Origin of the sequence: Kitasatospora sp. NPDC101447 (assembly GCF_044767225.1) — a bacterium.
In the GTDB taxonomy this organism is placed as follows: domain Bacteria; phylum Actinomycetota; class Actinomycetes; order Streptomycetales; family Streptomycetaceae; genus Kitasatospora.
In genome coordinates this window covers 384,179-399,797 of the sequence record NZ_JBIWNL010000004.1, presented here as the reverse complement: position 1 = coordinate 399,797, position 15,619 = coordinate 384,179, and the positions used below count along the sequence as shown (strand labels likewise).

At 72.0% G+C, this 15,619-nt stretch carries 13 protein-coding genes and 1 riboswitch; of the genes, 2 read left to right on the top strand and 11 right to left on the bottom strand.

The genetic code is table 11. From position 1 onward, the window contains the following. Nucleotides 1-149 precede the first annotated feature (149 nt). From ACIRST_RS08775 to ACIRST_RS08765, 3 genes are all read right to left on the bottom strand, one after another. Nucleotides 150-1,331: an alpha/beta hydrolase family protein gene (locus ACIRST_RS08775; RefSeq protein WP_402800900.1), complete on the bottom strand. Its 1,182-nt coding sequence runs from the start codon at nt 1,329-1,331 to the stop codon at nt 150-152. A gap of 121 nt (nt 1,332-1,452) precedes the next feature. Further along, entirely contained in the window at nt 1,453-2,589 is a 1,137-nt protein-coding gene (gene mnmA / locus ACIRST_RS08770) for a tRNA 2-thiouridine(34) synthase MnmA (RefSeq protein ID WP_350520198.1), read from the bottom strand. Between the two features lie 49 nt (nt 2,590-2,638). Further along, nucleotides 2,639-3,820 (bottom strand): cysteine desulfurase family protein, encoded by a 1,182-nt coding sequence (locus tag ACIRST_RS08765; protein WP_402800897.1) that lies wholly within the window; start codon nt 3,818-3,820, stop codon nt 2,639-2,641. Nucleotides 3,821-4,020: 200 nt separating this feature from the next. Here ACIRST_RS08765 and ACIRST_RS08760 point away from each other — a divergent pair, with 200 nt between their 5' ends. Next, nucleotides 4,021-4,788, top strand: coding sequence for an IclR family transcriptional regulator (locus ACIRST_RS08760; protein ID WP_350520200.1), 768 nt, complete (start codon nt 4,021-4,023; stop codon nt 4,786-4,788). Here the strand turns inward: ACIRST_RS08760 and ACIRST_RS08755 are convergent. From ACIRST_RS08755 to ACIRST_RS08720, 8 genes are all read right to left on the bottom strand, one after another. After that, a complete protein-coding gene (locus ACIRST_RS08755; RefSeq protein WP_350520201.1) occupies nt 4,694-5,353 on the bottom strand; it encodes a trimeric intracellular cation channel family protein in 660 nt (219 codons plus the stop codon). The two genes, ACIRST_RS08760 and ACIRST_RS08755, sit on opposite strands and share 95 nt — an antisense overlap. Nucleotides 5,354-5,398: 45 nt before the next feature. Further along, the gene (locus ACIRST_RS08750) at nt 5,399-6,502 is read right to left on the bottom strand and encodes a dipeptide ABC transporter ATP-binding protein (protein WP_350520202.1); all 1,104 of its coding nucleotides are present in this window, start codon (nt 6,500-6,502) and stop codon (nt 5,399-5,401) included. A 34-nt stretch (nt 6,503-6,536) separates the two neighbouring features. Continuing rightward, nucleotides 6,537-7,613 (bottom strand): ABC transporter ATP-binding protein, encoded by a 1,077-nt coding sequence (locus ACIRST_RS08745; RefSeq protein ID WP_350520203.1) that lies wholly within the window; start codon nt 7,611-7,613, stop codon nt 6,537-6,539. Continuing rightward, nucleotides 7,610-8,620: an ABC transporter permease gene (locus ACIRST_RS08740; RefSeq protein WP_350520204.1), complete on the bottom strand. Its 1,011-nt coding sequence runs from the start codon at nt 8,618-8,620 to the stop codon at nt 7,610-7,612. Before ACIRST_RS08740 ends, ACIRST_RS08745 begins: the two co-directional genes overlap by 4 nt. A 98-nt stretch (nt 8,621-8,718) precedes the next feature. After that, the gene (locus ACIRST_RS08735; RefSeq protein ID WP_350520205.1) at nt 8,719-10,479 is read right to left on the bottom strand and encodes an ABC transporter substrate-binding protein; all 1,761 of its coding nucleotides are present in this window, start codon (nt 10,477-10,479) and stop codon (nt 8,719-8,721) included. Between the two features lie 68 nt (nt 10,480-10,547). After that, entirely contained in the window at nt 10,548-11,537 is a 990-nt protein-coding gene (locus ACIRST_RS08730) for an ABC transporter permease (RefSeq protein ID WP_402800893.1), read from the bottom strand. A 450-nt stretch (nt 11,538-11,987) separates the two neighbouring features. After that, the gene (locus ACIRST_RS08725) at nt 11,988-12,926 is read right to left on the bottom strand and encodes an enhanced serine sensitivity protein SseB C-terminal domain-containing protein (RefSeq protein ID WP_350520207.1); all 939 of its coding nucleotides are present in this window, start codon (nt 12,924-12,926) and stop codon (nt 11,988-11,990) included. A gap of 116 nt (nt 12,927-13,042) precedes the next feature. Further along, nucleotides 13,043-13,846: an enhanced serine sensitivity protein SseB C-terminal domain-containing protein gene (locus tag ACIRST_RS08720; protein WP_350520208.1), complete on the bottom strand. Its 804-nt coding sequence runs from the start codon at nt 13,844-13,846 to the stop codon at nt 13,043-13,045. A 255-nt stretch (nt 13,847-14,101) separates the two neighbouring features. Next, a riboswitch (glycine riboswitch) is annotated at nt 14,102-14,209 on the top strand. Nucleotides 14,210-14,440: 231 nt separating this feature from the next. Here ACIRST_RS08720 and gcvT point away from each other — a divergent pair. Continuing rightward, nucleotides 14,441-15,562 carry a glycine cleavage system aminomethyltransferase GcvT gene (gene gcvT, locus ACIRST_RS08715; RefSeq protein WP_402800889.1) on the top strand — a complete coding sequence of 374 codons (1,122 nt, stop codon included), beginning with the start codon at nt 14,441-14,443 and terminating at the stop codon, nt 15,560-15,562. Nucleotides 15,563-15,619 lie beyond the last annotated feature (57 nt).

Below are 15,619 nucleotides of genomic sequence, written 5' to 3'. Positions count from 1 at the left end.
CCGGCCATGACCGGTTCGGCCTGACCGTCACCCCTGACGGCCAGTACGTCTGGCTGGACTCCCCCGACCATCCCGTCCCACAGCGCTGATCGGGCCCGGCCGTCCGCACCGGACGGCCGGGCCCCCCGAGTGACCCGCGCGGGCACCGCTCACGGGTGCTGGAACAGCACCTCCGGGTTGGCCGCCGACGGGCCGTCGAGCAGGGGCGGGTGGAGGCCCTTCAGGGTGCGGTCGAGGAAGGCTCCGACGTACTCCCGGGTCAGCTGCATGCCGCGCTCCGGTGAGGTGGTCGTCCCCGGAGGCATCGGCAGGCCGATCCCGGCGGCCAGCACCGGGACGTCCGTGAAGCTCGCGTGGTTGGTGCCCGTGACGGCCAGCCAGGGCTTGTAGCCCTTCCAGCCGGCCCAGGCCTGCCCCCAGGAAGGGTCCCCGCCGTCGGCGGTGTGGTTGCTCTGCTTGCCGAGCAGGAGGAACGAGCGCCCGGCCAGCGTGTCGGCCGGGACGGGCGGGAAGAACGATCCGTCCATGTTCACCCCGGCCCGGATCCGCCGGTCCTCGGCCATCGCCGTCAGCGCCGACGCGCCGCCGATGGAGTGCCCGGCCATGCCGATGCGGTCGCGGTCGATCAGGTGCGACAGACGCCAGGCGGGGTCGTGCCCGGTCAGCCGGTCCAGGACGAACGAGACGTCCTTCGCCCGGCTGTCGGGGAGGGTGTCCGGGGCGCCGCTGTCGCACAGCGCGCAGCCCGGGGTGGTGCCGTCGGCGAGCGTCTCGCCGGAGTCCTCGTAGGTGTGGCCGACCAGGGCCACGACGTAGCCGCGGGAGGCCAGGTCGGTGGCCAGGCCGGTCAGCGTGGCGCGGGGGTTCTCGAAGCCGGGCGAGAGGACGACCAGCGGGTGCTTCCCGCCGACGGGCTTCGCGCCGGTGTAGGCGTACGTCCTGGTGTCCGCGAGGTCCTGCGGCCGGGCTCCGGTGCCCGGCGGGACCCGCGTCGCCACGAAGCCCTGGGCCTCGCCGAGGGTCATGTAGGGAGCGGGGACGCCGGTGCCCTCCCGGGCGGGGTAGAACATCGACACCGCCACCTGCCGCGGGCCGGCCGAGGGCACCCACGGGTCGGTGCGGCCCTGGTCGGTCAGGTGCAGCACCTCCTCGCCGACCGCGTACGGCCCGGTGGGGCGCGGCAGTTCACCGTGGAAGGCGGCCGGGGTCACCGCGCCGGGCGCAGCAGCGGACAACGATGAAGACGGCGAGGCCATGGCGGCCCCGGCCGTCGGGAGGGGCAGGGCGAGGAGGAGGGCGGCGAGGGCCGCGATGCGGCGGGATCGGTTCATGACCGCGAGACTAGGTTCGCGGTCGGGGCCCTCGAATCAGCCCGATTGATGCATTCCCGGGCCGTGGTCATCCGGAGGATTCAGCGGCGTCATCCCCGTGGATGACGCCGCGCCGTCCGCTTCAGGCGTTGACGGCCGGGCGCTCGGTGGTGGCGATCGTCGCGGAGCCGACGACCCGGGTGCCGTCGTACAGCACCACCGCCTGGCCGGGCGCGATGCCCCGGACCGGGGTGTCCAGCCGGACGCGCAGCTCACCGTCGACCACCGACGCGGAGACCGGCACCTCCTCGCCGTGGGCGCGCAGCTGGGCGGTGTAACGGCCGTCCGCCAGCGGCTCGGTGCCGCACCAGCGGGGGCGGATGGCGGTCAGCCCGGTCACGTCGAGGCCCTCGACCGGGCCGACCGTCACGGTGTTGTTCACCGGCGAGATGTCCAGCACGTACCGCGGCTTGCCGTCCGCCGCCGGGCGGCCGATCCGCAGGCCCTTGCGCTGGCCGATGGTGAAGCCGTACGCGCCGTCGTGCTCGCCGAGCTTGGTGCCGTCGACGTCGAGGATGTCGCCGGTCGCCGTGCCGAGGTGCTTGGCCAGGAAGCCCTGGGTGTCGCCGTCCGCGATGAAGCAGATGTCGTGGCTGTCGGGCTTCTTCGCGACTGCCAGGCCCCGGCGCTCGGCCTCCTCGCGGATGGCGTCCTTGGTGGTGTCGCCGAGCGGGAAGAGCGAGTGGGCGAGCTGGTCGGCGTCGAGCACACCGAGCACGTACGACTGGTCCTTGGCGCCGTCGACGGCGCGGTGCAGCTCGCGGGAGCCGTCCGGGAGGTCGACGATGCGGGCGTAGTGGCCGGTGCAGACGGCGTCGAAGCCGAGCGCGATCGCCTTGTCCAGCAGCGCGGCGAACTTGATCTTCTCGTTGCAGCGCAGGCACGGGTTGGGCGTGCGGCCGGCGGCGTACTCGGCGACGAAGTCGTCGATGACGTCCTCGCGGAAGCGCTCGGCGAGGTCCCAGACGTAGAAGGGGATGCCGATCACGTCGGCGGCCCGCCAGGCGTCCCGGGAGTCCTCGATGGTGCAGCAGCCGCGGGCCCCGGTCCGGAAGGACTGCGGGTTGGCGGACAGCGCCAGGTGGACGCCGGTCACCTCGTGCCCCGCTTCGACGGCGCGGGCGGCGGCGACGGCGGAGTCGACTCCGCCGGACATCGCCGCGAGCACGCGCAGACGGCCGGTGGACGGAGTGGTCGGGGCACCCGGGAAGTCAGTCATGGTGACTACAAGAGTACGTGGCCGCCGAACATGCCCGCCCCGGTAATTCCTACCGCCGCACCGACGCCAGCCCGGCATTGCGCGCCCGCTGGACGACCGGCCCGATGGCCTCCGCGAGCGCCGTGACGTCCTCCGGCACCGAGGTGTGCCCGAGCGAGAACCGCAGCGACGCGCGCGCCAGCAGCGGATCGACGCCCATGGCGAGCAGGACGTGGCTGGGCTGCGGCACCCCGGCGGTGCACGCGGAGCCGGTCGAGCACTCGATGCCGGCCGCGTCGAGCAGCATCAGCAGTGCGTCGCCCTCGCAGCCGGGGAAGGAGAAGTGGGCGTTGGCGGGCAGCCGGCCGCCGGGCTCCGGGTCGCCGTTGAGCACCGCGTCGGGCACCGCGGCCAGCACCGCCGAGACCAGTGAGTCCCGGAGCCCGCCGAGCAGCACCGCCTGCTCTTCCCGGTGCGCGACGGCCCACGCCGCGGCGGCCGCGAAGCCGGCTGCGCCGGGGGCGTCCAGGGTGCCGGAGCGGACGTCGCGTTCCTGTCCGCCGCCGTGCAGCAGCGGTACGGGCTTGGCGCCGCGGGAGAGCAGCAGCGCGCCGATGCCGAACGGGCCGCCGATCTTGTGGCCGGTGACGGTGAGTGCGGTGAGCCCCGACTCGGCGAAGGAGACCGGGAGCTGACCGAGCGCCTGCACCGCGTCGGCGTGCATCGGGATGCCGTACTCGGCCGCGACGGCGGCGAGTTCGCGCACCGGCTGGACGGTGCCGACCTCGTTGTTGGCCCACATCACGGTGACCAGCGCCACGGACGCCGGGTCCCGCTCGATCGCGGCGCGCAGCGCCTCCGGGTGCACCCGCCCGTACGGGTCCACCGGCAGGTACTCGACGGACGCGCCCTCGTGCTCGGAGAGCCAGTGCACCGCGTCCAGCACCGCGTGGTGCTCGACGGGGCTGCTCAGCACCCGGGTGCGGGCCGGGTCGGCGTCCCGGCGGGCCCAGTAGAGGCCCTTGACCGCCAGGTTGTCCGACTCGGTGCCGCCGCCGGTGAAGACGATCTCGCTCGGCCGGGCACCCAGCGACTCGGCCAGCGACTCGCGGGACTCCTCGACCACCCGGCGGGCCCGGCGGCCGGCCGCGTGCAGGGCCGAGGCGTTGCCGACCACCCCCAGGTGCGCCGTCATCGCGGCGATCGCCTCGGGCAGCATCGGCGTGGTCGCCGCATGGTCCAGGTATGGCATAACCATCCGATTGTAGAGGGCCGCACCGCGCAGCCCTCCAGGCCTGCGCATCGATCCGGCCATCGCGCGTACGATCCGGCGCGGCGCCGGGCAGTGGTCTGCACCACTGCCGGACGACCGTGTCCGGCACTGGTTTGTACCACTGCACCACCCAGCGGTTAGCCTGACGCCACTTCTCAGCCGGAACCACGGGGGGCGCCATGACGCAGTCGGTCGACCGCGCGCTGACCCTGCTCGGCGCGCTCGGCGAGGCACCGCTCTCCCTCGACCAGGCCGCGACCAGCCTCGGGGTGCACAAGTCCACCGCACTGCGGCTGCTGCGCACCCTGGAGGAGCACGGCTTCGCCCGGCGCCAGCCCGACCTGCGCTACCGGCTCGGCGGCCGGGTGCTGTCGCTGGCCCACCGGGCGCTGGAGGACTTCGACGTCCGGCAGGTGGCCGCGCCGTACCTGGCCGAGCTCAACGCCCGCTGCGGGTTCACCGTCCGGCTCGCCGTGTTGCACGACGGCGAGGTGCTGTACCTGGACGAGGTGGCCGGCCCGGCGGCCGCCGGGCCGTCCCGGATCGGGCGGCGGGCCCCGGTGACGGGCACGGCGGTGGGCCGGGTGTTGCTGGCCGGGCTGCCGGCGGACGGCGTGCCCGAGGAGCCCGAGCTGGCGGCGGTGCGCCGCCGGGGCTGGGCGGCGGAGTCGGCCGAGCACCGGGAGCCGGTGACCTGCGTGGCCGCGCCGGTCGCGGGCAGCGGCGGGCGGACGGTCGCGGCCTGCGCGCTGAGCGCCCCGGCCGCCGAGGTGCCCGCGGCCGAACTCGCCCGGATGGTGCCGGAACTGCTGTGCACGGCCGAGGCGATCTCGCTCGCGTACGGCGGTTCGCCTACTCCTCGCTGGTGCGAGAACCGTTGCGGTGCCAAGCCCGCGGGGCACGCCAGCCGTACTTCAGGGCGAGCATCCGCAGGCCGAAGGCGGTGAGCGCGGCGGCGGTGCCGGTCACGCCGGTGAGCCGGTCCGCGCCGATCAGCACCGCGACCAGGGCGGCGCCCACCAGGGCCGGAACGGCGTAGATCTCCCGGTCCCAGCGCAGCAGCGAGGGGATCTCCCCCGCGAGGACGTCGCGGATCACGCCGCCGCCGGCCGCGGTGACCATGCCGAGCGCGATCGACGCGACCGCGCCGAGCCCGAAGTCGTGCGCCTTGGCGGTGCCGGTGACGCAGAACAGTCCGAGCCCGAGGGCGTCCAGGGTCTGCACGGCGCGGTTGATCCGCTCGACCTCGGGGTGCAGGAAGAACACCACCAGCGCGGCGACGAGCGGGGTCACGAAGTAGCCGAGGTTGGTGAACGCGGCGACCGGGGTCGCCCCGATCACCAGGTCGCGCATGACTCCGCCGCCGAGGGCCGTGACCTCGGCCAGCACACAGATCCCGAAGATGTCCATGTTCTTGCGGACGGCGAGCAGGCCCCCGGAGAGGGCGAAGACGAAGATGCCGATGAGGTCCAGCGACTGCTGCACGTCGGAGGGGAAGATCTGCGAGGTCACCACACAACTATGACTTGTCCGGAATCCTCCCCTCCGCCTGTGGTGTCAGGAGGAGGCTTCCTCCGCTGCCGGCCGGGCGTCCTCCGGGCTGCGCCGGTCGTTCCCCTCGCTGTGCTCGGGGAAGTGGCACGCCACCTGGTGCCCGGTCTTCAGCGCGGTCAGCGGCGGCTCCTGGGTGGCGCAGATCTCCTGGGCCTTCCAGCAGCGGGTGCGGAAGCGGCAGCCGCTGGGCGGGTTGATCGGGGAGGGGACGTCGCCGGTGAGCAGGATCCGCTCGCGCCCGGCGCTCTGGCGGCGGCGCGGGTCGGGGACCGGCACCGCGGACATCAGCGCGTTGGTGTACGGGTGCATCGGGGTGCGGTAGAGCGAGTCCCGGTCGGCGATCTCCACGACCTTGCCGAGGTACATCACCGCCACCCGGTCCGAGACGTGCCGGACCACCGAGAGGTCGTGCGCGATGATCAGGTAGGTCAGGCCGAGCTCCTGCTGGAGGTCGTCCAGCAGGTTGACCACCTGCGCCTGGATGGAGACGTCCAGGGCCGAGACCGGCTCGTCCGCGACGATCATCTTCGGCTTCAGCGCGAGCGCCCGGGCGATGCCGATGCGCTGGCGCTGGCCGCCGGAGAACTCGTGCGGGTAGCGGTTGTAGTGCTCGGGGCTGAGGCCGCACAGCTCCAGCAGTTCCTGGACGGCCTTCTTGAGCCCGCCCGCCGGCACCGCGTCCTGCAGCTTGAACGGCGCGCCGACGATGGTGCCGACGGTGTGCCGCGGGTTCAGCGAGGAGTACGGGTCCTGGAAGATCATCTGGATGTCGCGGCGCAGCGGTCGCATCGCCCCGACGCTCAGGTGGGTGATGTCGGTGCCCTCGAACTCGATCTTCCCGCCGGTCGGTTCGTCGAGCCTGGTGACCAGCCGGCCCATGGTCGACTTGCCGCAGCCGGACTCGCCGACGACACCGAGCGTCTCGCCGGCGTTGACGGTGAAGTCGATGCCGTCGACGGCCCGCACCGCGCCGGTCTGGCGCCGCAGCAGCCCGCTGCGGATCGGGAAGTGCCGGGCCAGGCCGGTCACCTTCAGCAGCGGCTCGCGGTCGGAGGCAGGTGCCGGCGACGGGATCGCCGCCGCCTGGCTCGCCTGAGTGTCCGTCATCGGTTCTCTCCAGAAAGGTGGTACGAGGCCGGGCTCACAGCCGGGGCGCGATCTCTTCGGCGAAGATGCGGTGCCGCTCGTCGGCCGACAGGTGACAGGCCGCGAAGTGCCCGGGCGCCGCCTCGGCCAGCACCGGGAGGTCGCTCGTGGAGCGCCCGTCGGTCAGGGCGGCGTACGCACAGCGCGGGTGGAAGGCGCAGCCCGTCGGCACGTTGATCAGGCTGGGCGGGGTGCCCTTGACCGGGACGAGCCGGTCCTGCAGCTCCCGGTCCAGGCGCGGCATCGAGCCCAGCAGGCCCCAGGTGTAGGGGTGTTCGGGCGCGTCGAAGAGGGTCTCGGCCGGGCCGCGCTCGATGCACTTGCCGCCGTACATGACCAGGATGTCGTCGGCCAGTTCGGCGACCACCCCGAGGTCGTGGGTGATGATGATGACGGCTGAGCCGAACTCCTCCTGGAGGTCGCGGATGAGGTCCAGGATCTGCGCCTGGACGGTGACGTCCAGGGCGGTGGTGGGCTCGTCGGCGATCAGCAGGGAGGGGTCGTTGACCAGCGCCATGGCGATCATCGCGCGCTGGCGCATGCCGCCGGAGAACTGGTGCGGGTAGTCGTCCACCCGGCGGTCGGGCTGCGGGATGCCGACGCGGTCGAGCATCTCGATCGCGCGGGCCCGGGCCTTCTTCTTGTTGGCCTCGGGGTGGTGCACCCGGTAGGCCTCGACGATCTGCTGCCCCACCGTGTAGTAGGGGTGCATCGCGGTCAGCGGGTCCTGGAAGATCATCGCCAGTTCGCGGCCGCGCAGTTGGCGCACCCGGTCCGGGCCGGCCGCGATCAGGTCCTCGCCGTTCAGCCGGATCTCGCCGCTGATCCGGGCCCGCTTGGAGCGGTGCAGGCCCATGATGCCCAGCGAGGTGACGGACTTGCCGGAGCCGGACTCGCCGACGATGCCGAGGGTGCGTCCCTTGTGCAGGTCGAAGCTGACGCCGTCCACCGAGCGGACCAGGCCGTCGTCGGTGTCGAAGTGGATCCGCAGGTCCCGCACGGACAGGAACGGGTCGCCGGACGGTGCGGGAGCGGGAGCGGCGGCGGCCGTGGTCTTCTGGAGCTCGGTCACGAGAGCCTCACCCGGGGGTCGACGAGGGCGTACAGGAGGTCGACCACGAGGTTGCAGGCGACGATGAAGAAGGCGGCGAGCAGGGTGACGCCGAGGATCTTGGGCAGGTCGTTGTCGGAGATCGCCTGGACGGCGAACTGGCCGACGCCCTGGAGCGAGAAGACCTGCTCGGTGATCAGCGCGCCGCCGAGCAGCAGCCCGAGGTCCATGCCGAAGATGGTGACGATCGGGGTGAGCGCGGCGCGCAGCCCGTGCCGGGTGACGACCTTGCGCTCGGCCAGGCCCTTGGCCCGGGCGGTGCGGATGTAGTCCTCGCTCATCGTCTCCAGCATTCCGGCGCGGGTGAGCCGGGCGTAGAGCGCGGAGTAGAGGAAGGCCAGCGAGATCCAGGGGAGGATCAGGTTGCGGGCCCACATCAGCGGGTTGTCGGTGAAGTCGACGTACTGCAGGTTGTCCAGGATCGGCCACTCGTAGCTGAACAGCGTGAGCAGCAGCGCGCCGGTGAAGAAGACCGGCAGCGAGACGCCGGCGAGGGCGACGCCCATGGAGAGCCGGTCGAAGATCGACCGCGGCTTGAGGGCGGAGACGACGCCGGTGGCGACGCCGGAGACCAGCCAGAGCACGGCCGCGCCGATGGCGAGCGAGATGGTGACCGGGATCCGCTTGGACAGCTCGGGCCAGACCTCCAGGTGGTTCTTGAAGGAGTAGCCGAAGCAGGGCACGTGGCAGGTGGCCGGTTCCGGCCCGAACTTGTACTCGGCGCCGCTGACCAGCCCCTTGAGGAAGTTCCAGTACTGGGTGTACAGCGGCTGGTCGAGGCCGAGGTTCTGCTTGACCGCGGCGATCGCCTCGGGTGAGGGGTTCTTCCCGATGTACTGGGCGGCCAGTTGGTCGGCCGTCTCGCCGGCGACGCGCGGGAGCAGGAAGAAGATCGCGAAGGTGACCGCGCTGACGACCAGCAGCAGTAGCACCGCCGCGAAGATCCTGCGGATGATGTAGGCAAACACAGTTGGGCGGCTCCGGCGGCCCGCCGCCGTCCGGGATCTTCCGGACGGCGGCGGGCGCCGCTGCCTTCACCTGCCTTCAGGGATGCGGAGCCAGGCTCTTACTTGGTGGTGCCGATGTTCAGGTAGTCGTACTCACCCGAGAACGCCGGCGTGGAGGCCAGGTTGGTGGCGTTGTCCGGGCGGTACAGGAAGACCTTGAAGTAGGTCAGCGGGACGATGACCGCCTGGTCCATGACCTTCTTGTCGATGTCGCCGTAGATCTTCTCGCGGGCCGCCTTGTCCGGGTTGACGGCGGCGTCGTCGAGCAGCTTGTTGACCGACGGGTCGTCCAGCTGGGACAGGTTGCTGTTGCCGGAGGGCTTGATCGCGCGGCCGTCGACGATCTGCTGCAGGAAGCCGTAGCCGGTCGGCCAGTCGGCACCCCACTGCATCATCATCAGACCGATGTTGTGGTCCTGGGTGAACTGCGGGGCACCGGCGCTGTCGGTCAGGTACTTGCCCTGCGGGTACTGCTGGATCTCGGCGTTGATGCCGACCTTCTTCAGCGCGGCCTGGATCGAGGTGGCCGCGGCGACCTCGGTGGCGCGCTCGGTCCGGGCCGAGATGACGGTGTTGATGCTGTCCTTGCCGCAGGCCTTCAGGGCGTCCTTGGCCTTGGCCTCGTCACCCTTGTTGTCCTTGGTCTCGAACGCGTTGAAGTCCTGGTGGCCCGGGATGTCCGGCGGGAGCACCGTGTTGGCGATCTGGCCGCGGATCGGGCCGCCCTCGGCGGTCTGCACCGAGACCTTGTCGATCGCGAACTGGACGGCCTTGCGGCAGTCGACGTTGTCGAACGGCGCGACCTTGGAGTTGATCGCCAGGTAGACCAGACGGCCGCCGTAGGCGTTGTCGGTGCTGGCCTTCAGCTTCGGGTTCTGCAGGATCTGCGCCTGGGTCTGCGGGTCGACGCCGCCGCCCACCAGGTCGACCTGGGCGTTGCCGGCCAGCAGGTCCTTGTCGATGGTGGCCTGGTCGATGTTCATCTTGAGCACGATCTTCTCCGGAAGCTGCTTCCGGATCGGGTCGGTGCTCTTGTCCCAGTTGGTGTTGGGCACCAGGACGGCCTGCTTGCCGTCCTCGTAGGACTCGAACTTGAAGGAGCCCGAGGACACGATGTGCTTCACGTAGTCGGCACCGGTGTCCTTGGCCTGCGGGACCGGCGCGGTCTGCGGGGCGCTGACCAGGTAGTCGAAGTCCGCGAACGGGTGCTTCAGGTGGAAGACGATCGTGGTGTCGTCCGGCGTCTCGATCGAGTTCAGGCCGCCGGCCTTGTCCTTGTACGGGCCCGCGTACGGCGTGTCGTTGTCGACCAGCAGGTCGTGGAAGTAGGTCGGGCCGTTGGAGTTCACGTCCGGCGCGAAGTTGGAGCGCTCGACGGCGTACTTGACGTCCTTCGAGGAGATCGGGGTGCCGTCGTCGTACTTCAGGCCCTGGCGCAGCTTGTACGTCCAGGTCAGGCCGTCCGCGCTGGGCTGGCCCATCGACTCGGCGAGGTCCGGGACGAGCTTGTTGCCGTCCTCGCCCGCGGCCGGGTTGAAGGTGGTCAGCGGGCGGGCGTACAGGCGCGAGAAGTTGTAGATGTACGCGTAGTACGTGTTGCCCGGGTCGAGCGAGTCCGGGGTGCCCTTCATCTCGAAGGTGACCGTCCCGCCCTTCTTGTCCGAGGCGTTGACGATGTTCTTGGTGGCCGCGTTGGCTCCGCCACCCGATGCGGAGGACGAGTTGTCGTCGCTCTTCTTCGGCGAGCTGGAGCAGCCGGTCACGACCAGGACCGCGGCGGCGGCCGCCGCGGTCAGGGCGACGGTACGGGACCTACGCATGGGAGAGATCAACCCCTTGGGGATGTGGAGGCGGTGGAGGGTCCTGACGCGGAGTCAGCTGCTCGGAGTCAGTTGCTCTTGGGATCGAGGGCGTCGCGCAGCCCGTCGCCGAGCAGGTTGAAGGCGAGCACGGTGATGAAGATCGCCACACCGGGGACCACCATGTACTGGGGGTCCACCTGGTAGTACCGGATCGCGTCCTGGAGCATCCCGCCCCAGGAGGCCTGCGGGGGCTGGATGCCGACGCCGAGGAAGCTCAGTCCGGCTTCGAAGAGGATGTTGGTCGGGATCAGCAGGGTCGAGTAGACCAGGATCGGACCGACCAGGTTCGGCAGCAGTTCCTTGAACAGGATGAACGGGCCGCGGGCGCCGAGGCTGCGGGCCGCGTGCACGAACTCCCGCTCGCGCAGGGAGAGCGTCTGTCCGCGCACGATCCGGCCCATGTAGGGCCAGTTGAAGAAGCCGATCACGAAGATCAGCACCATGATGTGCAGCGGCAGGCCGTGCAGGCCGAACGCACCGCCCTGCAGCGAGGTCGAGATGGCGATCGCGAACAGCAGCAGCGGGAAGGCCAGGAAGACGTCCATGATCCGGCTGATCAGCGTGTCCACCCAGCCGCCGTAGTAGCCGGCCATGATGCCGAGCACGGTGCCGATGGTGTTGGACAGCACGGTCGCGCCGAAGGCGACCAGCAGGGAGACCCAGGAGCCCTCGATCACACGGGTGAGCAGGTCCCGGCCCTGCAGCGGGTCGATGCCGAGCGGGTGGTCCCCGCTCATGCCGCCCCAGTCGCCGAGCGGCAGACCGCCGAGGTCGGCGTCCAGCAGGTCCTGGTGGAGGGCGTCCGGGTCGAGCCCGAACATCGACTCGATCGGCTTGGCCAGCACGGCGAGCAGGATCAGCAGGATCACCACGACGCCGCCGATGACGGCGGCCTTGTCGCGCTTGAAGCGCGTCCAGGCGATCTGGCCGAGGGAGCGGCCCTCGATCTTCTTGGCCGGGCTCGGGGCGGCGGCTGCCTCCGGCTCGTTCCCGGCGGTGGTCACGGATGCGGTCATGGTCAGTTGGTCCCCTCGCCGACGGTGGCCGGCCCACGGGTGCCGGTCGCCGGCTTCGGCGGTGCGGCTGCGGACGTGCGAAAGCTGTAGGAGGAGCGGGTGTTCGCGACAGTGCTTCGTGCACGGGCACTGTCGCCACGCGGCATGGGCTTCGCGTGGACGAGCGGTCGGCGTGCGCGCTCACCTTTGTGGGGTTCCAGGACGCGCGGTGCGTTGCGCAGAACTCTCTGCCATGCGAACTGGCTTGCGCCAGCCCTGACAACCGACAGATGCCCAACTGTGATCTGCAGGCATGCATCTCCCCGATCTCCGGCATATACCTCTTCACATGGCTGTAACAGGCATGTCAAGATGACCGGACCTCATATCCGGAAATCCGTCCGGAAAGCATCGAAGCCGACTTGATGGACAATCAAGTCGGCTTCGTGGCAAGGATTTCGGGTTTGGCAATCAGCGCCCGGGGTAGCCCGGCCACGGCTGCTGGGGCTGCTGCTGCCAGCCCGGCGCAGGCGCCTGCGTGCCGTACGCCCACCCCGGCGTCGGCTGCCCCGGCATCGACGGCCCCGGGTACGCGGGCGGCGGCACCGGCGGGTACGGACCGGTCGCCGGGCGCCCGGACTCCCGGTCGAAGAACGGCCGCGAGTTGGCGCGCATCCACAGCGCCACCGGGTCGTACTCGTCCGACATCGCCACCGTGGACACCGCGAGCCCCTCCGGGGCCACCGCGATCGCCCGCTGCATCAGGGCGCGCACCGCCTCCACCGCGGGCGGAGAACTCTCGTACAGGTCCAGGCCGATCGCCAGGTACGGCTCCCCCACCGCCGGCTGCACCCAGGCCCGGCGCAGCGCCCGCACCGCGCGCACCTCACCGGCCTGCCGCTCCAGCAGCGCGAAGAACGGCTGCGCGTTGACCTGCGGCTCGCTCAGCTTCAGCGGACCGGCCGGCAGCCGGTCCAGGCCCGCGGCGATCCGCCGCAGGTCGGCCCAGGGCACGCCGACACCGCCGCCGGGGGCGTGCGGGTTGAGCCACAGGCCCCAGCGGGTGCGGTACAGCGACGCGGCGATCTCCCGGCCGGAGATGACCTCGTGGGCCCGCGCCCAGCCGGACGCGGCGAGCTGCTCGGGCGAGGTGACGGCCGGCGCGTAGCCGTGGCCGCTGATCTCCATGTTCCCGTACTGCGCGTCCGGACTGCCCGGCGTGCCGTGCCAGAGCAGCATCCAGACCCGGCCGTCCGCCAGCGCGTGCAGCAGTCGCTCGTACGCGTCGTAGCGCTCCGGCGCGACCTCGCGCAGGGCGTGCTCCAACACGCCGGGGTCCGCTCCCGGGTGCCCGGCCGGGGCCTGGCCCCAGGGCCCCGGCGCCCCGCCCGCTCCCGTACCCGCACTCATGCGCCCACCTCGCCGCGCCTCTTTCCTCGAACCCGCCGGCCCGTCGGCCGTCTGCACGCACCCTATGGCGCGGCACCGGCCACCGCCACGGCGACGTGCCTACGAACGAACCCCGCTCACACCCGCGTGTAGAAAGGCATTACCCGGGTGAGCAGCCACTCGACCACCGGGTCGTCGGCGAGGTCGAGCAGTACGAGGTGGACGCCACCCGGCAGCGGCGCGGTTCCCAGCGCTCGGCCGAGCGCGTCGTTCACCGCGGCCGGCTCGGCCGGGGCCGCCGGATCCAACTGGACGCCCACGAACATCACGGTCGGCTCGCCCTCGATGCTGGCCAGCGCCCGGCGCGCGGTCAACACCCCGGGAAGGGCCGAAAGTTCGGCCCGGCAGGCGGCCAGGAAGTGCTCCGGGTCCTCGCCCGGCACCGGCTCGCGCAACGCCACCCGGCCGCCGGTCGGCGCCGCCGGATCCTCCGCGCCCTCCCAGCGGTCCTCGCGCGGACCGCGGCGCAGCTCGGCCACGCCCTGCGGCGGCACGGGGATGCCCACCGCCGCCTCCGGGTTCACCGCGATGCCCACGCCCAGTGGCAGCCCGCGGGCGAACTCCCAGACCGGCGCGATCGCGAAGGCCATCCCCGGCGCCTGCTGCAGGAACACCTCCTGCGAGGAGAACACCGGCACGTACGGGTCGCCGCCCAGCTCGATGATCGGCAGGTCCAGCGCCTGCCCCTGCGGGTCGGCCCCGGCCGGCAGCGGCACCCACACCTGGCTGCGGGCCAGCACCTCGATCACCCGCGGCGTCGCGCCCGGGTCGCCCATGGCCGCGGTCAGCACCTGCTCCAGCTCGTTGGCCGGCCACGTGCCACCCGACGGTGCCCCCTCGGGACCGCCCCACCCCTGCTGCTGCTCCACCGGGTACCCCATGCGCCGCCGATTCCGCCCTCTGCCGGTCGGCCGCCCTCTGCTGCGCCGACGCGGAGCAGTCTAGGGCCCGTGTTCGGGACGGCGCGGGGTGGTCGGGTCCGCCGTTCCCGCCCGACCCGGTCCCCTCCTCCCGCCCGATCCCGGCCCCCTCCTCCCGTGTGACCGGGTCCCCTCTCCCTTCCCGGTCCGGGACGTGCCATGATGTGCGCGTCCGACGGCATGCGCCGCGGGCTCCACAACTCCATACCGGCCGCTCGAACCCGCGCGGGAGAGCCCGGAGTGCCGCCAGCGTGGCGGCAGAGCCGGCGCCGAAGGAGCAAGTCCTCCCCGGAATCTCTCAGGCCCCCCTACCGCACGGGTTAGGCACATCTGGAAAGCGGCGCACGGCCCTGTCGCGCGCCCACCCACGGTGCAAGCCGCCATGCTGTCCCCCAAGCTGGAAACAGCTGCGGGCCGGCGGGGCGGTGAAGCTCTCAGGTTCGACGACAGATGGGGAGACCCACGCCGCCGCATGCCCGCGCGCAGGGTCGGCCCCCGAGCGGGTCCGGTCCGGCGCGTGCACCCCTGAGTGCCCCGACCGAGGAGTTCCTGGCCATGTCGTCCCTCCGCCTGACCGCGCTCGACGCGCTGCACCGCGCCCTCGGCGCGACCATGACCGACTTCGCCGGCTGGGACATGCCGCTGCGCTACGGCAGCGAGCGCGAGGAGCACCTCGCCGTCCGCACCAAGGCCGGTCTGTTCGACCTCTCCCACATGGGCGAGATCACCGTCACCGGCCCGCAGGCCGGGGAGATGCTGGACCACGCGCTGGTCGGCTTCGTCTCCGCGCTGGGCGTGCTGCGCGCCCGCTACACCATGATCTGCGCCGAGGACGGCGGCATCCTGGACGACCTGATCGTCTACCGCCTGCGCGAGGACGCCTTCCTGGTCGTCGCCAACGCCTCCAACGCCCAGCTGGTCCTCGACGAGCTGATCGCCCGCGCCAAGGGCTTCGACGCCGTCGTCACCGACGACCGCGACACCTACGCGCTGATCGCCGTCCAGGGCCCGGAGTCGACCGCCATCCTGGCCGGGACCACCGACGCCGACCTGCCCGGCCTGAAGTACTACGCGATCCTCCCGGCCCAGGTCGCCGGCCGCGAGGTGCTGCTGGCCCGCACCGGCTACACCGGCGAGGACGGCTTCGAGATCTTCTGCCGCCCGGCCGACGCCGAGGAGATCTGGCAGGCGCTGACCGCCGCCGGCGAGGGCCGCGGCCTGGTCCCGTGCGGCCTGTCCTGCCGCGACACGCTGCGCCTGGAGGCGGGCATGCCGCTGTACGGGCACGAGCTGTCCACCGACCTCACCCCGTTCGACGCGGGCCTGGGCCGGGTCGTCCGCTTCGACAAGACCACCAACGAGGGCGCCTTCGTCGGCCGCAAGGCGCTGGAGCAGGCCGCCGCCGCGGCCGAGGCCAACCCGCCGCGGGTGCTGGTCGGCCTGGTCTCCGAGGGCAAGCGCGTCCCGCGCGCCGAGTACAGCGTGGTCTCCGCCGACGGTGCCCCGATCGGCCGGATCACCTCCGGCGCGCCGTCCCCGACGCTGGGCCAGCCGATCGCGATGGCCTACGTCGACGCGGCCCACGCCGCTCCCGGCAGCACCGTCGCGGTGGACGTCCGCGGCAAGCACGAGCCGGTCCGGGTCGTGGCGCTGCCCTTCTACAAGCGCGCCCGCTGACGCCCGTCCGGGCCCCCCGTTTTCCCATAGACGCAGGTCGAAGCCGTCCGCGCGGCG